This window comes from Priestia sp. 10L35 (assembly GCF_056395685.1).
This window is the reverse complement of record NZ_JBFTKA010000005.1, coordinates 55151-79964: the sequence shown is the minus strand read 5'-3', so window position 1 is coordinate 79964 and position 24814 is coordinate 55151. Positions and strand designations below refer to the sequence as shown.

At 38.2% G+C, this 24814-nt stretch carries 23 protein-coding genes; 20 read left to right on the top strand and 3 right to left on the bottom strand.

What is annotated here, in order from left to right; genetic code table 11:
- The first annotated feature begins 65 nt into the window (after positions 1 to 65).
- Positions 66 to 851, top strand: coding sequence for a type I 3-dehydroquinate dehydratase (aroD, locus tag AC1DEF_RS18700; RefSeq protein ID WP_477727523.1), 786 nt, complete (start codon positions 66 to 68; stop codon positions 849 to 851).
- A 38-nt stretch (positions 852 to 889) separates the two neighbouring features.
- On the opposite strand, the gene AC1DEF_RS18695 is transcribed toward aroD, so the two are convergent.
- A complete protein-coding gene (locus AC1DEF_RS18695; protein ID WP_016763228.1) occupies positions 890 to 1066 on the bottom strand; it encodes a YvzF family protein in 177 nt (58 codons plus the stop codon).
- Positions 1067 to 1266: 200 nt separating this feature from the next.
- Here AC1DEF_RS18695 and treP point away from each other — a divergent pair, with 200 nt between their 5' ends.
- The 7 genes from treP to AC1DEF_RS18660 all read left to right on the top strand — a co-directional run bounded on the left by treP (position 1267) and on the right by AC1DEF_RS18660 (position 9267).
- On the top strand, positions 1267 to 2730 hold the full coding sequence (gene treP / locus AC1DEF_RS18690; protein ID WP_097824206.1) for a PTS system trehalose-specific EIIBC component: 1464 nt from the start codon (positions 1267 to 1269) through the stop codon (positions 2728 to 2730).
- A gap of 15 nt (positions 2731 to 2745) precedes the next feature.
- Complete coding sequence (treC, locus tag AC1DEF_RS18685) at positions 2746 to 4431, top strand: alpha,alpha-phosphotrehalase (RefSeq protein WP_097824205.1); 1686 nt, start codon at positions 2746 to 2748, stop codon at positions 4429 to 4431.
- 87 nt (positions 4432 to 4518) lie between these two features.
- A complete protein-coding gene (gene treR, locus AC1DEF_RS18680; RefSeq protein WP_097824204.1) occupies positions 4519 to 5235 on the top strand; it encodes a trehalose operon repressor in 717 nt (238 codons plus the stop codon).
- A 357-nt stretch (positions 5236 to 5592) separates the two neighbouring features.
- Positions 5593 to 6315 carry a 5-oxoprolinase subunit PxpB gene (pxpB, locus tag AC1DEF_RS18675; protein ID WP_097824203.1) on the top strand — a complete coding sequence of 241 codons (723 nt, stop codon included), beginning with the start codon at positions 5593 to 5595 and terminating at the stop codon, positions 6313 to 6315.
- Positions 6305 to 7303 (top strand): 5-oxoprolinase subunit C family protein, encoded by a 999-nt coding sequence (locus AC1DEF_RS18670; protein WP_097824202.1) that lies wholly within the window; start codon positions 6305 to 6307, stop codon positions 7301 to 7303. Before pxpB ends, AC1DEF_RS18670 begins: the two co-directional genes overlap by 11 nt.
- Positions 7304 to 7314: 11 nt before the next feature.
- Positions 7315 to 8070 carry a LamB/YcsF family protein gene (locus AC1DEF_RS18665; RefSeq protein ID WP_097824201.1) on the top strand — a complete coding sequence of 252 codons (756 nt, stop codon included), beginning with the start codon at positions 7315 to 7317 and terminating at the stop codon, positions 8068 to 8070.
- A gap of 9 nt (positions 8071 to 8079) precedes the next feature.
- A complete protein-coding gene (locus AC1DEF_RS18660) occupies positions 8080 to 9267 on the top strand; it encodes an NRAMP family divalent metal transporter (protein WP_162213694.1) in 1188 nt (395 codons plus the stop codon).
- Positions 9268 to 9309: 42 nt separating this feature from the next.
- Here AC1DEF_RS18660 and trhA read toward each other — a convergent pair whose 3' ends face one another.
- Complete coding sequence (gene trhA / locus AC1DEF_RS18655; RefSeq protein ID WP_013055671.1) at positions 9310 to 9960, bottom strand: PAQR family membrane homeostasis protein TrhA; 651 nt, start codon at positions 9958 to 9960, stop codon at positions 9310 to 9312.
- Between the two features lie 382 nt (positions 9961 to 10342).
- Between trhA and AC1DEF_RS18650 the strand changes: the two genes are divergently transcribed.
- The 4 genes from AC1DEF_RS18650 (at position 10343) to AC1DEF_RS18635 (ending at position 13820) form a co-directional block, all read left to right on the top strand.
- Positions 10343 to 10981, top strand: coding sequence for a DUF1643 domain-containing protein (locus AC1DEF_RS18650; RefSeq protein ID WP_230183673.1), 639 nt, complete (start codon positions 10343 to 10345; stop codon positions 10979 to 10981).
- A gap of 101 nt (positions 10982 to 11082) precedes the next feature.
- A complete protein-coding gene (locus AC1DEF_RS18645) occupies positions 11083 to 11502 on the top strand; it encodes a hypothetical protein (RefSeq protein ID WP_043980102.1) in 420 nt (139 codons plus the stop codon).
- 464 nt (positions 11503 to 11966) lie between these two features.
- Positions 11967 to 12620: a 5,6-dimethylbenzimidazole synthase gene (gene bluB, locus AC1DEF_RS18640; protein ID WP_097824199.1), complete on the top strand. Its 654-nt coding sequence runs from the start codon at positions 11967 to 11969 to the stop codon at positions 12618 to 12620.
- Positions 12621 to 12788: 168 nt separating this feature from the next.
- Positions 12789 to 13820, top strand: coding sequence for an AI-2E family transporter (locus AC1DEF_RS18635; protein ID WP_050691267.1), 1032 nt, complete (start codon positions 12789 to 12791; stop codon positions 13818 to 13820).
- Here AC1DEF_RS18635 and AC1DEF_RS18630 read toward each other — a convergent pair.
- The gene (locus AC1DEF_RS18630) at positions 13817 to 14695 is read right to left on the bottom strand and encodes a LysR family transcriptional regulator (protein ID WP_043980098.1); all 879 of its coding nucleotides are present in this window, start codon (positions 14693 to 14695) and stop codon (positions 13817 to 13819) included. The two genes, AC1DEF_RS18635 and AC1DEF_RS18630, sit on opposite strands and share 4 nt — an antisense overlap.
- A gap of 161 nt (positions 14696 to 14856) precedes the next feature.
- Between AC1DEF_RS18630 and AC1DEF_RS18625 the strand changes: the two genes are divergently transcribed.
- The 8 genes from AC1DEF_RS18625 to AC1DEF_RS18590 all read left to right on the top strand — a co-directional run bounded on the left by AC1DEF_RS18625 (position 14857) and on the right by AC1DEF_RS18590 (position 24813).
- On the top strand, positions 14857 to 15837 hold the full coding sequence (locus AC1DEF_RS18625; RefSeq protein WP_097824198.1) for a zinc-binding dehydrogenase: 981 nt from the start codon (positions 14857 to 14859) through the stop codon (positions 15835 to 15837).
- A 236-nt stretch (positions 15838 to 16073) separates the two neighbouring features.
- Complete coding sequence (locus AC1DEF_RS18620) at positions 16074 to 16652, top strand: DedA family protein (protein WP_016763242.1); 579 nt, start codon at positions 16074 to 16076, stop codon at positions 16650 to 16652.
- A 515-nt stretch (positions 16653 to 17167) separates the two neighbouring features.
- Positions 17168 to 18064 (top strand): shikimate dehydrogenase, encoded by an 897-nt coding sequence (locus AC1DEF_RS18615; protein ID WP_013081987.1) that lies wholly within the window; start codon positions 17168 to 17170, stop codon positions 18062 to 18064.
- Positions 18065 to 18677: 613 nt separating this feature from the next.
- Complete coding sequence (locus tag AC1DEF_RS18610) at positions 18678 to 19982, top strand: MFS transporter (protein WP_013081988.1); 1305 nt, start codon at positions 18678 to 18680, stop codon at positions 19980 to 19982.
- Between the two features lie 111 nt (positions 19983 to 20093).
- On the top strand, positions 20094 to 21302 hold the full coding sequence (locus AC1DEF_RS18605) for a CaiB/BaiF CoA transferase family protein (RefSeq protein ID WP_047933602.1): 1209 nt from the start codon (positions 20094 to 20096) through the stop codon (positions 21300 to 21302).
- Entirely contained in the window at positions 21302 to 22258 is a 957-nt protein-coding gene (locus AC1DEF_RS18600) for a hydroxymethylglutaryl-CoA lyase (RefSeq protein ID WP_034653992.1), read from the top strand. Before AC1DEF_RS18605 ends, AC1DEF_RS18600 begins: the two co-directional genes overlap by 1 nt.
- A gap of 151 nt (positions 22259 to 22409) precedes the next feature.
- Positions 22410 to 23858 carry an aldehyde dehydrogenase family protein gene (locus AC1DEF_RS18595; protein WP_097824197.1) on the top strand — a complete coding sequence of 483 codons (1449 nt, stop codon included), beginning with the start codon at positions 22410 to 22412 and terminating at the stop codon, positions 23856 to 23858.
- A 91-nt stretch (positions 23859 to 23949) separates the two neighbouring features.
- Positions 23950 to 24813, top strand: coding sequence for a sugar phosphate isomerase/epimerase family protein (locus tag AC1DEF_RS18590; RefSeq protein ID WP_097824196.1), 864 nt, complete (start codon positions 23950 to 23952; stop codon positions 24811 to 24813).
- Position 24814: the final 1 nt, after the last annotated feature.

Genomic DNA, 24814 nt, shown 5'->3' with positions numbered 1-24814 from the left:
AAGTATGAAACAAATGCTGAAATGAAAACGGAAACATTTAACTTTGATAAAAAGGAGCTGTTCCTATGCTAGAACGAGGAGAAGGAGCTCATTCTCCAGTTATTTGTACGCCTTTAGTGGGCAAAGATCGCAAAGAGCTTTTAACAGAGCTAGCGGAAATTCTATTAAAAAAACCGGATATAATTGAATGGCGCTTAGATTTTTACGAAGAAATTCAAGATATAAACAGCGTCCTTTCTGCAGCTAAGGATATATATGAAAATAGTGAGCGCACGCCTATTTTGCTTACTGTACGTTCTCAAAAAGAAGGGGGGCAGCCTATTTCCTTATCAGAAAAGGAAGTAGTAGCCATACTTGCAGAGGTATGTAAGCATCCATATGTAGCAATTATTGATTTTGAAGTATCAAATCAGCCAGAGCATATCCGCTATTTACGTGAAGTTTCCAAGGAAAATAATAAGAAACTTGTGCTTTCTTATCATAATTTTTCTTTTACGCCTCCTAAAGCGGAAATTTTTAAAAGCTTATTTCTAGCTGAATTTTACGGAGCAGATGCAGCGAAAGCGGCTGTCATGCCTCAGAACAATCAAGATGTTTTAACTTTATTGGAAGCTACAAGAGAGGCTGAAAAAGAGCTCACCATTCCTCTCATTACCATGTCGATGGGAGGGTTAGGAGCTATTAGCCGGATCGTCGGGTGGATGTACGGATCTTCTGTTACTTTCGCTGTAGGGAAAAGCAGCTCAGCTCCTGGGCAAGTTCCAATTGATGAATTACGAAAAATAATTCAGTTAACAAAAAAAGTTACGGGTCCTGAGAGCCATTATTCTCATCAAATTGTTTCGATATAAAATAAAAAGCACAAGAGCATAGCATGCTCTTGTGCTTTTTATTTATCCTTTAAATGCATGGAAAGATACACTCGAGTATCTTTTTTGCGCTCGTACTTTGGATTAGCGCTTCGCGTATATTCTTTTGACTGATGTTCTATATGGTAGTTCTGTTCAAACTGTTTGATTGCTTCATTAATTTCTTCTTGTTTTCCCGTTAATCTTACTTGCAGCATTGCAACGTCTCCTTCCATATACTTTGCTTTTTGACTATATCATGAAATGAAAAAGAAGTAATTTTATTTTTTGTTGACGAACTTGTATATACAGGTTAGAATAAAAACATAAAACTTGTATATACAGGTTTGCGGTGAGATTTATATAGGGGATAGGAAATACAGGAGTAAAATGAAAACGGAAACAAGGGGGAAAAGACATGAATCGAGAATCTGTTGAACGCATTGTAGAAGCCGTTGGCGGAAAAGAAAATATCTCTGCTGCAACGCATTGTGTAACGCGTCTTCGACTTGTTTTAAAAGATGAAGGTAAAGTCAATCAACGTATGCTAGATGAGCACGAATTAGTAAAAGGATCTTTTTCTACAAACGGCCAGTTTCAAGTTGTTATTGGTCAAGGCACGGTTGATAAAGTATATAAAGAAATGGTGGCGCTTACAGGTATAGGTGAACTATCTAAAGAAGAAGTGAAAAACGAAGCGGCTAAAAACTTAAATCCGCTGCAGCGCGCAATAAAAACATTAGCTGACATCTTTATTCCCATTTTACCGGCCATCGTAACCGCGGGTTTATTGATGGGAATCAATAATGTATTAACAGGAGCCGGAATTTTTTACGATGATAAATCAATCGTAGATGTTCATACACAGTGGAAAGACTTCGCGAGCATGATTAATTTAATTGCCAATACGGCATTTGCCTTTTTGCCAGCTCTTATTGGGTGGTCAGCTGTTACGCGTTTTGGAGGAAGCCCTTTATTTGGAATTGTCCTTGGGCTCATGCTGGTCCATCCTGATTTGCTAAATGCCTGGTCTTATGGAGAAGCATTAAAAAAAGGGAGCATCGATACGTGGAATTTATTTGGTCTGCACGTTGAGAAAGTTGGCTATCAAGGGCAGGTTTTACCTGTGTTAGCTGCTTCGTTTGTGTTAGCAAAAATCGAATTGTTTTTACGAAAACGAATACCGGATGGTTTTCAGCTTTTAATTGTAGCGCCTGTAGCTCTTTTAGTAACAGGGTTTCTCGCTTTTATTGTGATTGGTCCGATTACATTTGCAATAGGAAATGTTATTACAGGTGCAGTTGTATGGCTGTTTAAAACGGCTCCATTTATTGGAGGGCTTGTATACGGAGGCTTATATGCTCCCCTTGTTATTACGGGCATGCACCATACATTTTTAGCCGTAGATTTACAGCTGATTGGAAGTGTGGGAAGTACGTTCTTATGGCCAATGGTAGCATTATCCAATATTGCACAAGGCTCTGCGACTTTTGCGATAATGATTCTTTCAAAAAATGATGAGAAATTAAAAGGACTGTCTTTAACGTCAGGGATTTCAGCGTGGCTTGGCATTACGGAGCCTGCAATGTTTGGTGTGAATTTACGCTTTAGATTTGCTTTTATTTCTGCAGTGATTGGTTCAGCTATTGCAGGTGTCGTCATATCCGTGGCGGGAGTGAAAGCAGCATCGGTGGGAATTGGGGGTATCCCTGCTCCGTTATCAATTGTTCCACAGAGCTGGCCAGCTTTTATTATTGGAATGATAATCGTAATTGTGGTGCCGTTTCTTTTAACGTTAACGCTTGGAAAGCTTCAGAAAAAATCAACCGTTACATCAACTGTCGCGGCTACAGAATCGTTTCAACATAATCCAAAGAATTAAATGGTGGTGTTAAAAATGCAAGAACCTTGGTGGAAAAAATCTGTTGTCTATCAAATTTATCCTAAAAGCTTTTACGATACGACTGGCAACGGCGTAGGTGATATAGCTGGCATTATTGAAAAGCTAGATTATTTGAAAAAGCTTGGCGTAGACGTTGTGTGGCTAACGCCAATTTATAAATCGCCGCAGCGGGATAATGGATATGATATAAGTGATTATTTTGTTATTCAAGAAGAATACGGAACAATGGAGGACTTCGATCGTTTAATAACAGAAGCGCATAAGCGGGATCTTAAAATCATCATGGATATTGTCGTTAATCATACGTCAACTGAACATGAATGGTTTCAAGAAGCTAAAAAATCGAAAGATAACCCGTACAGAGATTTTTATATTTGGAAAGATCAAAAAGAAGATGGAAGTGCTCCGACGAATTGGGTTTCAAAATTTGGAGGTTCGGCGTGGGAGCATGATAAGCTGACGGAACAATCGTATCTGCATTTGTTTGATGTCACGCAAGCGGATTTGAACTGGGAAAATGAGCGTGTGCGCCGCAGCGTGTACGATATGATGACGTTTTGGTTTGAAAAAGGAGTAGATGGATTTCGTCTGGACGTTATTAACTTAATTTCAAAAGATCAGCGCTTTTTAGATGATGATGGTTCTATCGCGCCAGGAGATGGACGGAAATTTTATACCGACGGTCCTCGCGTTCACGAATATATGCGAGAAATGAATCAAGAAGTTTTTTCAAAATACGACAGCATGACCGTTGGGGAAATGTCGTCGACAACTGTTGACCACTGTATTCAATATTCACATCCGGACCGGGGCGAGCTTAGCATGACGTTTAATTTTCATCATTTGAAAGTCGATTACCCAAATGGAGAAAAGTGGGCGCTAGCAGATTTTGATTTCATTAAATTAAAAGAGATTCTATCAACTTGGCAAACGGAGATGAATAAAGGAGGGGGATGGAATGCACTATTTTGGTGCAACCATGATCAGCCTCGCGTTGTTTCCCGCTATGGAAACGATGAACTCTATCATAATAAATCTGCCAAAATGCTCGCTGCAACGATTCATCTGATGCAGGGAACACCTTATATTTATCAAGGGGAAGAAATAGGGATGACAAACCCGAAGTTTTCTTCTATTGATGAATATAGAGATGTGGAGTCACTAAATGTGTATGAGATAAAACGTGCACAAGGAATGGCCGAAAATGAAATTTTGGAGATTTTAAAACATAAATCAAGAGATAATTCCCGTACACCGGTGCAATGGAGCGATGAGCCAAATGCAGGTTTTACAAAAGGAAAGCCGTGGATTAATCCAGCCGATAACTACTGTGAAATTAATGTGGAAAAAGCGTTAGATGATAAAGATTCAATTTTTTATTTCTATCAAAAGCTTATTGCACTGCGCAAGCAGTACGAGATTATCACCTATGGAAACTATGAATTGATTCTTGGAGAAGACGAGCAGATTTTTGCTTATATCCGAAATGGAGCAGATGAAAAGCTGTTGGTTATAAACAATTTCTACGGCAGCGAAACGACTTTTAAACTGCCAGAAAATCTAACTTTTGAAGAATATCATAGTGAAATATTGCTGTCTAACTACGAAGATTCATCAAAGGAATTCAAGCAAGTCTTCCTTCGGCCGTATGAATCAATCGTGTATCATTTAAAAAAATAAAGAAAAAGTAAAAAGAACGATGGGTGACAATCTATCGTTCTTTTTATACAATTGGGTATATATAGAAAGTAAAATAGGTGATGGCAATTGAAAGAAAATAAATTTATCAGCATTTACGAACAGTTAGTCGATAAAATTAAACGCGGTGACTGGCGTCCTAATACAAAACTTCCTTCTGAAAATGAACTTGTTGAACAGTATCAAACGTCTCGTGAAACGATACGGAAAGCGTTAAATTTACTTTCACAAAATGGGTACATTCAAAAAATGAAAGGAAAAGGCTCATTTGTATTGGACGTATCACGCTTTGATTTTCCAGTATCAGGACTTGTTAGCTTCAAAGAAGTAGTGGAAAAGCTGGGACATACATCGACCACTATTGTAAAAGAGTTTGAATTAGTCAAGGCCGATCAAGACCTGTGCACACAGCTTGGGGCGACGAAAAAAGATCTTATATGGAAAGTGGTTCGAGCGCGGGAAATCGATGGGGAGAAAATTATTTTAGATAAAGATTTTTTTCATAAAAAGTATGTTCCTCACCTCACAAAAGACATATGTAAAGGCTCTATTTATGAATACTTAGAAAAAGATCTTGGGCTGAAAATAAGCTTTGCCAAAAAAGAAATTTCCGTTGACGAGCTGACGGACGAAGATAAGTGTTACTTAGATTTAAAAGACTATGAACATATTGTGGTAGTAAGAAACTATGTGTATTTAGAAGATGCAAGCCTTTTTCAATATACGGAATCACGTCATCGTCTGGATAAGTTTCGTTTTGTAGATTTTGCCCGCAGAGGTATATAATGGTTCACTGCCTATAAGTTTTATCTTTTTGTTCATGTTTACAAAAAAACTGCTTTGGTATAAAAAACAAAGCAGTTTTTTTATGGGGAAAATTGAAAAAACGTGATCCTTTTGACGATAAAATTTTAAAAAGGTTGAATTTTTCTTTGGAGTTTGTTTTAGTAGAACATAAGATTATTTTATATTTATATAATGTTATCCATACAGGATAGGGATTTATTGTTCTTTTTTTTATTAGGTATATAAGAAATTGTTATTCGAAAACAACAATTCCATTAGTAATTCTAATGAATGTATCTAACTACAGCATTAAAGGGAGCTGCTCAAACAATACTAAGTAAAAAAGGAGGAGACGGAATGAGTCACGATTATCGACTTTATCCTCTTGGTGACAGCGGCATTGTCGTTTCATTTGGAGACGAAATTAATTTCGGTATGCATAAACGTATTCAGCAATTTACTGAGGTACTAGAGCAATCATTATGTAAGGGGATGATTGAATATGTGCCGGCTTTTACAACAGTTACAATTTATTATGACCCTTGGGTAATGAGTGAAAAAGGAAGAAGAAATCCTTACACAGCAATATCTACATATATTGAAGAGCTGCTTTTCCGCCAGGAAGAAAAATCTGAAGCGGTCGCTAGACAAATTGAAATTCCGGTGTGTTACGGAGGAAAGTACGGCCCGGACTTAGAGAGGGTAGCCGCTTTTCATTCATTAACGCCTGATGAAGTTATCTCCATTCATACAAATGGAGAATATTTGGTGTATATGCTAGGCTTTGCTCCTGGTTTTCCTTACTTGGGAGGGATGAGCGAAGAAATTGCGACTCCAAGAAAAGAATCACCGAGAAACAGCATCCCAAAAGGGTCAGTTGGCATCGCAGGAATGCAAACCGGCGTGTACCCAATTGAGACACCTGGAGGGTGGCAGTTAATCGGGCGTACTCCTCTTACACTATTTAACCCCAAAAATGATTCGCCAAGCTTGCTTCAAGCAGGTGATCGTATCCGGTTTGTTTCCATTTCTGAAACAGAATATGAAGCCCAAAAGGAGGTGGATGAAGATGAGTATTAAAGTGATACGTCCCGGTTTATTAACAACGATTCAAGATATCGGCAGACATGGATATCAAAAGGACGGCATGATTGTCAGCGGGGCAATGGACAAAGTTGCTTTAAGGATTGCCAACTTATTAGTAGGAAATCAAGAAAATCAGCCGGTTATTGAAATTACGTTAATGGGGCCAAAAATTGAATTTCAGCAAGATGCTTTGATTGCCCTGACGGGAGGGGATTTATCGCCAACTGTTAATGATGAAGCCGTAAAGATGTGGCGGCCTTTATATGTGAAAAAAGGGAGCGTGCTACAGTTTGGCGTTCCGACTTTAGGGTGCCGTTCTTATTTATCGGTTTCCGGTGCTTTTAATGTTCCTGCAGTTATGGGAAGTACATCTACTTCACTTCGCGCTCGGATAGGCGGGCTGCACGGTAAAGCATTACAGTCAGGGGACGAAGTATTAAGCCACCCTCCTACAGAAACGGGGGAAGCAATTATAAAGAAATTGGTGAAAAAGCAAACGGACCGCTCTTTTCAGCAGGCTTTTTGGACGATTCATCCTAAACTTCTTCCTTCATACGAGACGCCTATTATCCGCACGATGAAAGGTGCAGAATTTGATTGGTTTACAAAAGAAAGTCAACAGCATTTCTTTAATCAAGAATTTGACGTTACCCCTCAATCTGACCGCATGGGCTATAGGCTAAAAGGAAAGAAATTAGTCCTTGGTCAAGAAAAAGAGCTGCTCTCTAGCGCTGTGACGTTCGGTACGATTCAAGTACCAAAAGAAGGACAGCCCATTGTTTTATTAGCAGATCATCAAACGACAGGAGGATATCCTAGAATCGGACAGGTAGCAACTGCAGATTTTTCAGCGCTGGCGCAAATTTCTCCAGGGAAAAAGATTTCTTTTCAAGCAATTTCACTGGATGAAGCACAGCATTTATATATGGAGCAGGAAAAGAAAATAAATCATATTAAAAGAGCACTTCGAATGAAAATATAAGGGGGAAGAAGATGGCTACCGTTGATTTGAACTGTGACTTAGGGGAGAGCTTTGGGAACTATAGATTAGGAAATGATAAAAAAATTTTACGCTATGTAACGTCAGCAAACATTGCTTGTGGCTTTCATGCCGGAGATCCTTCGGTTATGAGAGAAACAGTAAAGCTGGCTTTGAGTGAAAATGTGGCGATTGGCGCCCACCCCGGATTGCAAGATTTAGCTGGATTTGGACGTAGATATATGAAAATTACGCCTCGAGAAGCTTATGATTTAATGGTGTATCAAATGGGGGCTCTTTCAGCTTTTATACGTGCAGAAGGAGGGACCCTTCATCATGTGAAACCTCATGGCGCTTTATATAATATGGCTGCAGGGGATCGAGACATAGCTAAAGCTATTGCTGAAGCTGTTTATAATGTTAGTGAGGAAGCTATTCTATATGGTTTGGCTGGAAGTGAATTGATTAAAGCCGGAAACGAAATGGGCTTGCGTACGTCTCAGGAAGTATTTGCAGATCGAACCTATCAACAGAACGGCATGCTGACGCCGAGAAACGTTGAAAACGCCGTGATTCAAGATGAAGGAGCGGCTATTTCTCAAGTAATTAAAATGGTCAAAGAAAAGAAAGTGTTTACTGTGCAAAATGAAGAGATTCCCATTCAAGCAGATACCGTTTGTATTCATGGAGACGGTGCACATGCTGTTGAATTTGCCAAAGCTATTTGTGACAAGCTAAAAGAAGAACAAATCATTATTCAACCACAATGAGGTGACATCATGAAAAAAGAGCGCAACTGGAGCGTGCTGCTCGGAGCAGCATTTTTAATGGCTACTTCAGCAGTGGGTCCAGGTTTTTTAACTCAAACAACGGTCTTTACACAAGCACTCGCCGCAAGTTTTGGTTTTGTCATTTTACTGTCGATTTTATTAGACATTGGCGTTCAGCTAAACGTATGGCGTATTATTGCCGTTTCAGAAAAAAGAGCACAGGATATCGCTAACAGTGTTTTGCCAGGTCTCGGCTTATTTATTGCTATTTTAATTGTAATCGGAGGCTTAGCATTTAATATTGGAAATGTAGGAGGAGCGGGTCTTGGCTTCAATGCGCTATTTGGTATTTCCCCTAAAGCCGGTGCAGTCATTACAGCCATCATTTCTATCGCAATTTTTTTAGTCAAAGAAGCCGGAAAATTAATGGATCGATTTGCTCAATTAATGGGCGGAATATTAATTATTTTAATGGTGTATGTGGCTATTTCGTCCGCTCCCCCAGTAGGAGAAGCAGTCTCTAAATCATTTTGGCCGGAGCACATTGACGTAATGGCGATTGTTACTCTTGTAGGAGGAACGGTAGGAGGATATATTACATTTGCAGGAGGTCACCGTTTATTAGATGCAGGAATTAAAGGAAAAGCCGCGATTCCTGAAGTAACAAGAGGAGCAGTATCTGGTATTACGATTGCTTCGATCATTCGAATTTTTCTATTTTTAGCGACATTAGGTGTGTTGAGTCAAGGGTTAAAACTGAATCCTGATAATCCACCAGCCTCTGTTTTTCAGTTAGCCGCAGGGGATATTGGCTATAAATTATTCGGTGTCGTCATGGCAGCAGCGGCTATCACTTCAGTTATTGGTTCAGCATATACATCGGTTTCCTTTGTTAAATCCTTCAGCAAAAGGATTGAGAAATATGAAAACTGGATTATCATTGCCTTTATTACGATTTCAACCCTAGTTTTCCTAACGATTGGCCAGCCGGTCACTCTGCTTATTTTAGCTGGAGCATTAAATGGGTTAATCTTACCTATTACACTCGGAACAATGCTTATAGCGGCGTATAAAAAGAAGATAGTAGGCGATTACAAGCATCCGACTTGGCTTACCATTTTTGGCGGTTTTGTGGTCGTTATTATGGCTGTGCTAGGAGTCTATACGCTTGTGACTCAAATGGCAAAACTGTGGTAAGGAATTCTATAACCAATTAAAAAAGGGCCAGAGGGCCCTTTTTTAATTGGTTATAGGCAATACATATAAAATGATTGCTAAAAAGTGGAGTACGGTTCCGCCAAGAACAAACATATGCCAAATCATATGATGAAAACGAAATCCTCGCCATACGTAAAAAACGGCCCCGATTGTATACAACACGCCTCCAACTACGAGAAGGACAATTCCTTGATGGGCAATGTTTTGAGTTAACGAATCCCAAGCAAACACAATCATCCATCCCATAAATACGTAAAGAATGGTAGAAATAAAAAGGAATTTCTTTACAAAAAAAGCTTTGAATACAATTCCTGCAAGAGCGATGCCCCATACAATTCCAAAAAGTGTCCAGCCGGTGGTTCCTTTTACTGCGATAAATAAAAATGGAGTGTACGTACCGGCAATAAACAAATAAATAGAAGAGTGGTCAAATATCTCAAAAAGATCTTTTACCTTACCTTCCGGAAAACTATGGACAAGCGTAGAGGAGACATAGAGAAGCAGCATGGTTACTCCGTAAATAGTAAAACTGATAACATGCCAAGGCGTTCCTTCTAACGAAGAAAGTACGATTAAAAGCGTTAATCCAACAATGCTGAGTACGGCTCCAACGCCGTGTGTAATCGCATTTGCAATTTCTTCTCCTCTTGTAAATGTGTGTGTAGTAGCCATTTACAAAATCCTTTCTTTACACAAATTTATCTTCTATTTTCTCAGAGGATCAGGTTTGAACATACCTGCTGAGAAAAAATCCGTAACTGTCAAAAACATGAGTGAAAAAGTCATTGGTTATTTCTTTATTATAGACCATTCTTTTGATTTTATCTATTTTGACTGGAGGGCCGAAAAGAGGAAAGATATATATGTGAATATTCACTAGCTGTAAAAAGCATGTATAGAAGAAAAAATTGCTTTTTGAAAAAATGGAAGAAAAGTTGTCATGAAGGCATGATTTTGAAATACATATAAAATAAAACTTTTAACAGTCAAGGTTACGATTACTGCTTAGCTCATTTGCAATAGATAAGTAACAAGATTGTAAGAAGGCAGGGGGATGGAAGCAGTGAAAAAAGAAGTTATTTTTGATGAAACAGGCACATACAAATACTCTCTATTATGCAAATGGAGTGAAGTAAACGAACGTAAACTTACGTTTATCTTGTCATTTCCAGAAAATACGTATGAATACAGCGACGATACAGCTGTATCCAAATGCATAGAACTGGCGCAAAAGTGGGGATTTGGAGTTTTAGAAATCGTTTATTTATTCAGCTATCAAACCGATCATGTTTCGTTTTTACGCATGCTTTCAAAAGAAGAAGCTGTTGGAACAAGAGCAGGTGAGTATATTCAAAAAGCAGTGGAAGATGCTGAACTGGTTGTGGTAGCTTGGGGTGATCATGGAAGCATTTATAACCGACAAGAAGAAGTAGAACGCTTTTTGAAACACAAGCCGGTATACTGTTTTGGAAAAACGAAGCAGCAATTTCCTCGCCATATTTTATCCGTCGTGCACCGCACAGAATTACAAAAATACGAAATGCCGGCTAATCGTGAAGAGTCGGAAGAAGTTTCTTCGTTTATTGAAGACATAGATCAAAGTTTTGGTGGAGAGGATTATTCTCCAATTAAACAACTAACAGAAGAAGAACCGCTTATGTTTATTGAAGACATTGCCAGTATGTATCGGTAAAAAGAAGAAGCGAGGTTTATATTCCTCGCTTTTTCGTTAGTATAAAACACCAAGTTTTGTCATATGGTTGTATCAAGAAGCGTGTGTGAAGGGGGAACTTTATGAAGTTAAATGAAGTATTGCACCGCATCACAACTATTTATAATGAGTTAGAAGAAGAGTGCTTTCAATATATAGGGACTGTGATCAACGAAAATGCAGAGCTGGATATTTCTCGTCTAGAAGAATTAAGTACGCTGTTAAACTTCGTATATGAATGCTCGGAGGATGTATTAGTAGGTTCTATTTTAACAAAATTGGATTATGGACAACCCATTTATCAATTTGCTATGTTAAAGCCTATTTCCCTTGAAGGAAATGAAGATAAGTTAGACATTTTATATGAAGAAAAGGTAAAAGTAGAAAGAGCTATTCTAGATGTGTATACAGCTCAGCGAAAGAAGTTATTGACTCAAGCAGCTGAAGACTTAAAAGAACTGCACTACGAGCTGCAGACCTATGTGTATGCTTGCAACATATAAATGAATCTGTTGAAATGGCAAGGCATATATACAAATAAAAGGGAACATGTTAGGATAAGTAAAAAGAACTCCTAATCAAAGAGTTCTTTTTATTGTAAAATATATGATTTTGAACTAGCAAAGCATAAAGACGGTGGTAATGGCAGTTACCCTTTTCTTTGTGCTTTTTTTATCCGATTGTGTTGATGATACTGCTTACTGCGTTAAAAAAGTTCATAAGTACCTCGTTTAGCATGTAATGTGCCTCCTCTCTTACTAAATATGTACAATCAAATTATCCAATTGTGTTAATGATGCTGCTTACCGCGTTAAATAAGTTCATTAAAACGTCGTTGAACATGTTTGCAACCTCCTTTATGATAGATTCATATAGTAATACGAGAAAACATAAAGTTTGGATCACATTTTTTTAATGTTTTTTTAGAAAAATAGTTAAAAAGAGAATTTAATGGAGGTTGAAGAAGATGAATTCGTTTACAAACGACGAAAAGCAAGCGGTGTACAAAGCGATTTACGGAAGAAGAGATGTACGAACATTTTTGTCTGATGAGATTCCGAATGAAACGGTTTATAACATTCTGCAGGCTGCTCACAGCGGACCTTCCGTCGGGTTTATGCAGCCTTGGAATTTTATATTAGTATCTGATACAGAAGTGAAAAATAAACTTGCCTGGGCAGCAGATAAAGAGAGAAGAGCACTGGCTATTCATTATGAAGGTGAAAAGAAAGAAGATTTTTTAGAGCTCAAGATTCAAGGATTAAAAGAAGCGCCGTTAACTATTTGCGTAACGTGTGATCCAACAAGAGGCGGCTCCCATGTTCTCGGAAGAAACTCAATTCCAGAAACTGATATGATGTCAACTGCGTGTGCGATTCAAAATATGTGGCTTGCTTCATATGCAGAAGGACTGGCAATGGGGTGGGTAAGTTTTTATAAGAAAAATGATGTACGTGACATTTTACATATTCCTCCTCATATTGATCCTGTAGCGCTTATGTCAATTGGCTATACAGATAAATATCCTGAGAAACCAATCTTAGAACAAGCTAACTGGGAAAAAAGAAGGGATTTAGACAGGCTAATTTATCATAATGTATGGGAAAATGAAAAAGAATAGCGGAGAGAAAATAAAGACATACTAAAAAGCGCCGAAATATAGTAAAATTTGAATATTAAATGATACACTATATATAGCGAAAGCGGATATGAGCGTCTAGCGTATCCGTTTTATTTATATGTATACAAATGACTTGGGAAAAAGAGAGATAGGAGAATTGAAGGTTTCATGAATATTGCAAGAAGTTGGCTTCACAACAAACTTACTGTTCGCATCATTACGCTTATTATCATTACAGTTTTACTTGTCAGCATTAGAAGTATGCTTCAGCTGCTGTTATTTACGTTTATTTTCACCTTTTTAATTGGTCGTCTTCAACAAACGTTAAGAAGAAAGCTTCCGCTTAATTCAACGCTTATACTCATCGTCATCTATATCGCACTGATTGGGGCGCTCGGTATTGTAGGATATGTATATATCCCGGTTATTATGACGCAAGTTACTGAGCTTGTACAGAAGCTGATGTATTTTTACAAACACCCCCCTGATAATACATTCGTCACCTATATTATCGATAATCTAAAGAGATTCAAATCACCAGAGAATATTCAGCAGAATATTGATTTAGTATACAGCTATTTATCTAATATTGGAAAAGTAAGTGCACAAGTTTTCTTAGCACTCTTGTTAAGCCTATTCTTTTTACTTGAAAAATCGCGGATTCACCGATTATTTGTCCAACTGGAACAATCTAGGCTGGGCTGGTTTTTCAAAGAAGCTGGCTATTTGGGGAGGAAATTTGTTAATTCCTTCGGCAAGGTAATAGAAGTTCAGTTTATTATCGCTTTTGTGAACAGCATTTTGTCCGTTATTGCGCTGTGGGTGTTAGGGTTTCCTAATTTGCTTGCACTTGGCGTTATGGTCTTTCTACTAGGGCTAGTGCCGGTTCTTGGGGTATTTGTTTCACTCATTCCACTTTGTACAATCGCTTACAGTTTAGGAGGCGGTGTAAAAGTACTATCTGTGTTAATTATGGTGGTAGTACTTCACGCACTTGAAAGCTATGTATTAAATCCAAAGCTCATGTCATCTAAAACAAACTTGCCAACGTTCATTACGTTTATCATTTTAGTGTTTGGTGAACACTTCTTGGGCGTATGGGGGCTAATTCTTGGTATTCCTATTTTTATTTTCTTTTTAGATTTAGTAGGCGTAGATTCAGCACAGCAACTGTCAAAAAAAGAAACCTCCGCAGACTAGTCTGCAGAGGTTTCTTTTTTTAAGCAGCGTATCGTTTTTTGAATAGTAGGATGATCGCGATGCTTAAGTTTATAAGCAAGAAAGATCTGATTTTTTACTGCTAAATGTTCAAGTTCGATTTTTACTTTTTTTTCTCGAAGCGCTTCTTGAATTAAATAGCGGGGAAGCAGGCTGATTCCCATGTGATGCTGAATGGCTTTTAACACCGTTTGAAGATTTGGAATCACGTGATGAGGCTGAATTTCAGGTCGTTTTTTAAAATGCTGCCGCCAAAAACGTCTAATAATAGGAAGTTCAAGACCATAGCTAATCCACCGCTGGTTGTATAAAAACTCTTCTACGTCTTTACTAGCTGTCATTTCAAAAGAAGGAGGGACGGTTAAGACAAACTCTTCTTCTTCAATGACCGTATATTCAATTCCAGGTATTTGCAATCTTTGGGTTGTAATCGCAATATCAATTTCGTCGCTTTGTATCTTTTCAAGCAAAACAGAAGCAATACCAAACTGGCTGTAGCAGCGGATGCCTGCATCTTTTATTCTTTCTAAAGCTTGTTCGGTAAAATACTCTACGGGAGAACCAATTTTTACGACCGGCAGCGCGTCGGGAGATGAAGCGGTCATTTTTAATTCAATTGAAGCAGCTTCTAGACTTTCAATTAACGGGACAATACGCGTGTACAGTTCTTTACCTTTTTCTGTTGGAATCATTTTTCTCGGTGCACGGATAAATAAACCTTCCCCTATTTCAGCTTCTAAAGCAGCTAAGTGCTGACTCATGGCCGGCTGCGTTAAGATCCTCGCTCTGGCTGCTTCAGAAACGGATCGATATTTGTAAATGCTAATAAAGCTGCGATACCATTCAAAATCAATCATTTATGCTATCCTTTCTTATAAATTTATTTATGGATATCTATTTATTTTCTAATTTGTATTATAGACAAGCTCTCTTTAAAATAAAAATAGTAAGCAAATCATTTTTAGATAAAATAATAAAAGCAACGCTAGGCAAATGATTTAAAAAGGAGAGTTAGACTGTGAAAGCATTATTATTGCAAGATAAAAATAAATGGACAGAAATGAAAGTAGAAGAAATAGAAAAACCTCTTCCAAATAAAGGGGAAGTAGTAGTTGAAGTTCACGCAGTGGGACTTAATCCCGTAGATTATAAAACGGCTACTAATGGAAATCCTTATTGGACATATCCTCACATTCTAGGTTTAGATGTAGCTGGGACAATTGATGAAGTTGGAGAAGGAGTAGTTGACTGGAAAAAAGGAGACCGCGTTGTCTATCACGGGGACTTTATGAAAAAAGGCGGATATGCTGAATATGCGGTTACAACTGCTCATTCAATTTCGCGCATTCCTGATGCTGTTACATTTGAAGAAGCTGCTGCTTTGCCTACTGCAGGTTACACAGCGTATGAAGCACTATTTCGTAAACTTCCAATGAACCATATTCAAACCATCTTAATTCATGGAGGAGCTGGAGGCGTAGGAGGCTTTGGCGTGCAGCTTGCTAAAAACGCTGGAAAAACCGTTTTCTCAACAGCTTCAGCACATAATCATGAGTATGTGAAGTCGTTAGGAGCTGATTATGTAATTGATTATCGCGAGGAAAACGTCGCGGAAAAAGTATTGGAGCTGACAAATGGCCGCGGCGTAGATGCTGTGCTTGACACGGTGAGCGCAAAGAACGCAACGGATTCTTTAGATATGATTGCCTATAGAGGACATTTAGCACATATTGCTGGTGCGCCTGATTATACAAAAGTAAAGCCTTTTACAAAGGTGATTTCTTATCATGAAGTAGCTTTAAATGCTGCACACCACATTGATGACATGATTGCGCAAGCGGATTTAGCAAAAATGGGTGATGAGCTTTTAGCATTAGTAGCAGAGAAGAAAGTAGCTCCGATGATTGAGCGCATCATCTCGTTAAAAGAAGTGCCAAGTGCATTAGAAGAGCTATCAAACCGCCATGTGAAAGGGAAAATTATTGCTAAAGTTAAATAATAGTAGGACAGAAAAGACTCTTTTATTACAACTAATAAAAGAGTTTTTTTTCTGCTATTTTCTTTTTTTGCGTTACTTCACTTATAAACTGCATATGATAGAAGATAATCAAATATAGCAAACGGGTGCGTATGAGCTTTTTTTACTAGTAAAATTGCTTTGAAATCGTGAAATTTTGAATAGTTTGAGTTATGATGAAAGAACGTGAAATTTGTATGATTGAAAGGAGAAAAAAGGTGCAAGGGTTTATTGATTTTGTACAAAATTTAGGCATAGTGGGCATCTTTATTGCTACAGCAATCGAAGCTGCGGCAATTCCTTTTCCGTGTACGTTATCGATTTTGCTTATTGGCTCGGTGCTGCAGCTCTCAATATGGAAAATCCTTATTGTTTCAGCTGTCAATACCGTTATTTATATCGCATTCAACTATATTCCGTTCGTTATGGGATACAGGTTTGAATCTATTACCAAGCGCTGGTTTGGTGAAAAAAATATAAAGCGTGCCCAAAAATGGTTTCATAAATATGGAAAATGGAGTATTACGATTTCTCGTCCCATCAGTATCGCAAACTATATAACCTATTTGGCAGGTCTTAGTAAAATCAAATCTAGGGACTTTGTTTTATACAGCACCTTAGGCATTTTTCCGTGGTTTGTTTTTTTGCTCTATGTAGGAGGACTTGGAGATATTGAAAAAATCCAAAAATATTTGCATGATGTTGATCGTTTAATATTTGTTATTCTTATAATCGGAGTGATAGTTGGTGCAGGCTGGTGGATGAAAAAGAGAAGAGAAAGCCACGCTCAAGAATAAAGCTATAATTATGGTTATAGCTTTATTTTAATATAAAGAAATTCTTTAAATAAAAAGATTTTTCTGAAAAGTAACAAAAAAACATTTTTCCTTTTAAAAAAATGTGATACTATGATACATAAGGTCGCTAAGAGTTGTCTTGGTTCACCGGGTGTTTACTGCATTCATTTAATAAAAGAAGCCAGGTATAGGTGAAAGCTTTGTTTCTAGTAATGTTGAGAAATGCTGCCTTGGGAAGGGAGGTAAAACGTACAGTACATGTCAAACTTATGTTATTAAAGTCGTAAATTTGTAAGCGGTTTCTTTATTTTTACATGTGAGTAGAGCAGCTTTGGTTTTGAATGCAGCTTGTTACAGGTTGGTTGAATAGTCAGTATATCTTAAAATTAGATCGATCTAATTATCTGTATTATATGAATTCGAAATGTGTTTGATTGTAAATGAAGATAAGCTGAAAAAGTACAGGTTAGGTACCACAAATATTTCTGAATTTTAATAAAACAGGAGGTAAAATCATGAAAAGCGTAGGGCGTATTAATGGTAAAACTCAGCTCATCGGCCTTTTAGCAACTCCAATTGGACATTCATTGTCACCATCTATGCATAATATGGCCTTTAAAAAACTGGGATTAAATTATGCTTATTTAGCTTTTGAGGTAGGAAATGACTCGTTAGAAGATGCAATTAAAGGGCTGAGAGCGTTAAATGTTAAAGGTTTTAATGTATCCATGCCCAATAAGACAAAAATTCTCCCGTTTCTTGATGAATTAGCAGACAGCGCCAAATTTTCAGGAGCTGTCAATACCGTCGTAAATGATAATGGCGTACTAGTTGGGCATAGCACAGACGGCATGGGTTACATTCGAAATTTAAAAGAGCACGGCGTGGATATCACAGGAAAAAAAATGACGTTGATCGGTTCGGGTGGAGCAGCGACGCCTATTGCTATTCAAGCAGCTTTAGAAGGGCTTGAAGAATTAACAATTTTTGCTCGTCACGATGAATTTTATTCAAAAGCTGTAGAAAACGTAAAAATTATTAATGAAGAGATGAAACATGTTTCATGTAAAGCGAAGCTGTATTCTCTTGAAGATACAGACAGGTTAAGAGAAGAAATTAAAACGAGCGATATTTTGACAAATGGAACAGGAGTGGGAATGAAACCGTTAGAAGAATTCAGCATTATTGAAGATATATCAATGCTGCGTCCGGATTTAATTGTAACCGATGTCGTGTATATGCCTATGAGATCAAAACTGTTAGAACAAGCTGAATCAATTGGATGTCACACCATTAATGGAATAGGAATGATGATCTGGCAAGGGGCCATGGCGTTTGAATTGTGGACAGGAAAAGAGATGCCTGTGGAGTATATTAAGGAACAAATGTTTGAACCAAGCTTACAGTATTAAAAACTCGTATCTTTAAACCTTACTAGAATTGTACGAATGAAGTGTCTGTATTTTCTGTTTTTTAACGCAATAAGAGAAAAATTTGTAAAATTAATACAGTTATTTTTGGATTTATTATATTAAAAAAGTGTGTATTTTAATTTTCTAAAAATTAAAAATATATATTGCGCAGGCAAATGTAATTCAGTATACTAAAGCTCAAGTTTGAATTGATTTTATATTAGGCTGTGTCAAAATACGACGCTTCGCGAAAAAAGGCAGGTGTTACAATGAGAAATTAAAAAAGCAGACGTTGATCATCATGTTCGGATATTTGAGTAGATCATAAAATATAAGCACCGTTCCGCAATATGTGAAGAGATTTCCGCTGGAATTAGATCGTTCTAATTAGAACTTTCTATTAATCTTTTTAGTTTCACTAATAAAATGTTTTTACGAAAGGATAAAAGAATAAGTAAATAGCTAGAGGATTAGGTTTTCAGCATTGCCATCTTTCAACTTGAGTTCAGACAGACTTTATGTAAGCAAGTAATTATAAATGGGATCTGAGCAAAGAGATATTTTGCAAAAAAATGAAAGCGCATACTTAAAATCTTATGAGTGAGGGAAAAGAATGAAAAAACATCGTTGGTCGATTGTATTCTTGATTGCGGTTGGTGTAGTTGTAAACTATTTTGATCGAATTAATATGTCCATTGCTATGCCATTGTTACAAAAAGAATTTAACTTGACAGCAGGTCAGATGGGGATTTTCCTATCAGCATTTGCATGGTCTTACGCTTTACTTCAACTTCCTATAGGGCCTTTGCTAGATAAAATAGGCGTAAAATGGGTAACGCGTGTAGCGACCGTGATATGGACAGTAGCTTGTCTTTTAACTGCAGTAGCAAATGGATGGGGGTTAATTATTTTATCTCGAGTGCTGTTAGGAGTTGGAGAAGCACCGTTCTTTCCATCTGCTGCTAAAGCAGTTAGCCATTGGGTTCCGCGTCAGGAACGCGGAAAAGCTATCGCAGCTTATGATTCTCAATCCAAACTTTCCAACGCCATCGGAGCGCCTATATTAGCACTAATTGTAACAGAGTGGGGCTGGCGAGGCGGTTTCTTAGCAACTGCTATTCTTAGTTTCATATATGCTATTGTTTATTGGATCTGGTATCGTGAACCTCATGAAGATGAGCGTTTGACGAAAGAAGAATATGACTACATTGTTCAAGGCGGTTCTCAAAGTTCAGAAGAAGTTAAAGGCAGTGCAATGGAGAACATTCGATATTTGCTAACTAAAAGAAAAGTCTGGGCAGTATTCATTGGATTTGCGGCATACGGCTATTCATGGTTTTTGTTCTTGACTTGGCTTCCTGGATATTTAGCAACAGAAATGAACATGTCTATTTTAAAATCAGGCTGGTACTCGGCCATACCGTGGATTGTAGGTACCATTACTGAAATAGTAATCGGGGGTTGGCTTGTTGATCGTCTTATTAACAAAGGGTATAACCGGACGCGTGTCAGCAAGTTTTTTCTAGTAATAGGTATGGTATTTGGTTTGTCAATTATTGGGGCAGCGTTTACTCACAGTGCGAACGTAGCTGTATTTTGGATTTCAACAGCACTTGGAGGTCTTGTTGTCACATCTGCTGTTGCCTACAGCATTCCTACATTTATTGCACCAAAAGGAACGGTAGGAACATTAACGGGACTTTTAACATTTGGGAATAACTCGATGGCTATTGTTGCACCTATTACGACTGGGTTTATTGTTCAAGCCACGGGTTCATTTATGTATGCTTTCCTTTTAGCAGCTGCTTTTTTAGTGATTGGAATTTTAAGCTATACGTTCCTATTAACAGATTTAGACCCGATTGAAAGCAAAGAGTCTATTCTATTAGAAGAAAAAGAGTTAACTTTAGAAAAATAAATAATCTTAATATTCCGACTAATGATATTCATTTTTAACATATCAAAGGAAATCTACTAATTAATTATCTTAATTAAGCATACAAACAGTTATTACCGGAGGGGATTCAACGTGTTAACCAAAAATTATGGACCTTTAACAGGAGTTCAAATACTAGATATTTCTACTATGATTGCTGCTCCCTTTGGAGCTACTTTACTAGCGGACTTGGGGGCGGAAGTAACCAAAATTGAGCTTCCGGGAAAAGGAGATACGCTTCGGACTGTAGGGCCTTGGAAAGGGACTGAACCTTTAAGGTGGCCCGGACTTGCTCGCAATAAAAAGTCTGTTACGCTGGACATTCGATCAGAAGAAGGAGCAGAAATTTTCAAAAAGCTAATTAGTGGCGTAGACATTTTAATTGAAAATTTTCGCCCGGGTACACTGGAAAAATGGAACTTAGGATATGAAGAGCTTAAAAAAGTTAACCCTAAGCTAGTAATGGTGCGCGTATCAGGTTATGGACAAACAGGTCCTTATCGAGAGAAAGCTGGATTCGGTACACCGGGGACAGCATTTAGCGGACATACTTATTTACAAGGATATTCAGATCGTCCGCCCGTCAGTCCTTCTTACTCTTTACTAGATTATGTAACGGGCATATATACCGCGTTCGCTTGTGTAAGCGCTATCTATCATAGAGATGTGCACGAACAGCCGGAAGGTCAAGTAGTAGAAATGGGATTATATGAATCTATTTTTCGAATGATGGAGTTTTTAATCGCTGAATATGATCAAAACGGAAAAGTAAGAGAGAGAAGCCCTGGACTTGCAGGTCACTCAAGCCCAGCAGGCACATATGAAACAAAAGACGGAAAGTTTGTTGTATTAGTATGCAGTACAGACTCTACCTTTGATCGTCTTGCAGAGGCAATGGAAAGAAAAGATATGTTAAAGGATCCGCGATACTATACAAACGTAGAGCGTCTAAAGCATGATCATGAAGTTCAGGAAATTGTATCAAATTGGATTAAGTCCTTCACTCAAGACGAGCTGCAGGTAAAGTTAGATTCATTTGGCGTGCCAGTTAGCCCTATCTACAGCATTGAAGATATATTTAATGATCCCCAGTATAGAGAACGAGAAAACATTGTAGAAGTAGAGCACCCCCGCCTAGGGAAAATTAAGGTTCCGGGAGTAGTGCCAAAGTTTTCACATACACCGGGAGCAATTCGTCATCGTGCCCCTGAATTGGGAGAACATAATGAAGAAATTCTAGGCGGAAAACTGGGGTTATCAAGTGAAGACTTAGCGGTGTTAAAAGAAAAGGGGGTTATTTAATGAATACTATTCAAAAAATAGAATTACCGGAAAAAGTCATAATCTGTGAAGTAGCCCCAAGGGATGGGTTTCAAGCTGAACATGAGTGGATTCCTACAAAAGAAAAAATATCTATTATCCGTCAGCTAGCCAAGACAGGCATTCAATCAATGGAAATTACATCTTTTGTACATCCGAGAGCGATTCCTCAGTTAAAGGATGCCGAGCAGGTCGTAGAAAGTGTTCAAGATTTAACAAATATCAAATTTCGCGCGTTAGTGCCGAATGTAAAAGGTGCACAGAGAGCCATTGACGCCGGAGTGAAAAAGTTAAAGCTTATGCTTTCAGCTACAGATTCTCACAGCTTGTCTAACGCAAATTGTTCTGTAGAAGAAGCCCAAAAAGGTTTTTATCCTATTATCGAATTAGCGGAAAAGCATAACGTTAAAGTGGGAGGTTCAATTTCGGTAGCGTTTGGATGTCCTTATGAAGGAAAAGTTGCTATAGAACGCATTTCTTCTATTGTAGAACGATACAGAATGATGGGTGTCGAAGAAATTTCTTTAGCAGATACAACAGGGATGGCAAATCCTCAGCAAGTGTATCGTATGCTAGGGTTTCTTAAACAAAATTATCCCGGCATTATTTTCTCCATGCATTTGCACAATACGAGAGGAATGGCATTTTCTAATGTAGTGGCTGCTTTGCAGCAGGGTGTTATTCATTTTGATAGTTCTATTATCGGGTTAGGAGGGTGTCCTTACGCTCCAGGTGCCACTGGAAATATAGCTACAGAAGATCTGGTTCATGGATTAAGTGAAATGGGAATTCATACGGGCATTGATCTTAACAAGCTTATTGAAGCAGCAAAAGAGGTGAAGCAAGTAATTGGTCATGACGGTGGAAGCTATATGCTGCAAGCAGGTCCTTGTTCAGAACTTCATGCCAAGCCAAAGGTTCAAGAGAAATTAGTATAACTAAGCCGTGAACATGATAACCTTTTAGGAGGTGATGGAAGCGTTTAAATTAAAATAAATTAGATCGATCTATTTTCCTCTCATGTAAAAACGTTCAGGCCTTGTTTTATATAAAAGTTTGTTTAATAAAAATGAAAAGTTGGTGCTAAACATGATAGAAACTATTCAAAAGAAATCACAGCCTTATATTAACGGTGGATGGATTATTGAAGATCGAGAAGTTGCTTTAATAAAAAACCCCTATTCTGGAGAAGTCATAGGTGAGCAGCTATTAGCGAATGAAGAAGATGTTGAAAAAGCATTAACATCAGCCTATGAAGCAAAAAAACATGTCGCCGCCCTTTCTTCTTACCAGCGTTCTAAAATTTTAAAGAAAGCGGCTCTATTACTAGAACAAGAGAAAGAAAAATTTGCTCGACTTATTTCTTTAGAATTAGGAAAGCCTTTGAAAAATACGCTGGACGAAGTGGCCCGTTCAATCGAAACATTGGAACTGTCAGGGGAAGAAGCAAAAAGATTGATTGGTGAAACATTGCCTGGCGACGTTTCAGAACGTGGTGCACAAGCTATTGCATCTACTTTTCGAGTGCCCGTTGGTGTTGTAGCGGCTATCACACCGTTTAACGCTCCTTTAAATCTTGTATGCCATAAAATTGGGCCGGCTTTTGCTGCTGGGAATAGTGTGATTTTAAAGCCGTCTTCGCAAACAACTTTAATTGCAACAGAGCTCTTAAAGCTGCTGCTGCGGGCAGGATTTCCTAAAGATGCTGTAAATATGGTGCTTGGTCGAAGACAGGTTGCACAGCAAATTGTAAAAGATGATCGCGTGAACATTATTTCATTTACAGGTGGAACGGTAGCTAGTAAAAATATTTGTGAGCTAGCTGGAATGAAAAAAGTATTGCTAGAGCTAGGAGGAAATGCTGCAACGATCGTCCATAACGACGCAGATTTAAACCGTGCTGCGGCTATGTGTGCTAAAACCGGATTTAGCAATTCCGGTCAGAGCTGTATCTCTGTTCAGAGAATTTATGTACATCAATCTGTGGTCTCTGAGTTTACCAATCTTTTAAAAGAAGAGGTGCTGAAACTTAAAATTGGAGATCCCTTATTGCCTGATACGGATGTAGGGTGTGTAGTAGATGTCCATGCAGCTGAGCGAGTGACGAGCTGGATTGATGAGGCCGTACAGTCGGGGGCACAAGTGATATGCGGAGGAAAGCGCCGCGGAGCTACGGTGGAACCTACCGTTCTACTAAACCCTTCTAAAGAAAGTAAAGTTATTTGTGAAGAAGTATTTGGCCCTATTATTAGTATTGTGCCGTACGATACGATTGAAGAAGCTATTGAAGAGACAAATGATTCTGCTTTTGGTCTTCAAGCAGGGATTTTTACGAACAAAATGGATTTGGCTTATAAAGTAGCTCATTCTCTTGAAATGGGCGGTGTAGTTATTAATGGAACATCTAACTTTAGATTAGATCATTGGCCATATGGCGGAGTGAAAAACAGCGGTATTGGCAGAGAAGGTCCACGTTACGCCGTTGAAGAAATGACTGAAACGAAGATGATTGTATTAAGACTGCCTACAGAGAATTAAAATCAAATCAATATGTAGGACGTTTATAAACATATATCGTCATTTTGATTAGATCGATCTAATTCATTTGGATAAAGGAGGAAGTTATAAAATGCCTAATCAATTTTCCCTTGCGTATCTTACTGTTCTTGGATGTTCCCCGCCTGAAATGACGTATATGGCTGCGAAGGCAGGATATGATTTTGTTAGTTTAAGGCCTATTTACATGGGGTTGCCTGGAGAGCCTAACTATGCGTTAGCTGAAAATAAGCAGCTGATGCGAGAAACAAAATCTGCTATGTCAGAAACAGGAGTGAAGCTTCTTGATATAGAGTTAGCACGTATCTATGAGGGAATTGATCCAAAACGTTACTTACCTGCAATGGAAGCAGCTGCTGAACTTGGAGGACGTCACGTTCTTAGCAGCATTTGGACGGACGATCACAATTTTGGTATCGAATGCTTTGCTGAACTCTGTGATCTAGCTAAGCCTTTTGGGTTAACCATTGAATTAGAATTTGTTCCTATTGGGAGCGTATATAACCTTAAAGGCGCAATGGATGTTCTTCATACGGCTAATCGTGAAAATGCAGGTCTTATGATTGATATCCACCATTTTCATCGATCAGGAGATAAGGTGGAAGATTTGGACGACGTGCCTCGTGAGTGGTTTCGCTATCTTCATCTTTGCAATGCTTCTGCGGAAATTCCGAGTTCAAAGGAGGAAATGACTCGAGTTCTTAGAGAAGAACGATTGTATTTAAATGAAGAAGGTATTGATGTTGCAAGTATTATTAATCGTATCCCGCAGGTTCCTTATTCCATAGAGTTGCCAAATGTAAAACGTGCCAACGAACTAGGATATGAAGAGTTTGCGCGCCAATGTTTACAAACTGCTAAACAATACTTAGATAAGCATCCGCGCAAGAAGTATGTTTCTCATCAAGATCAGCTGCGTTTCCATTCTACACGATAGG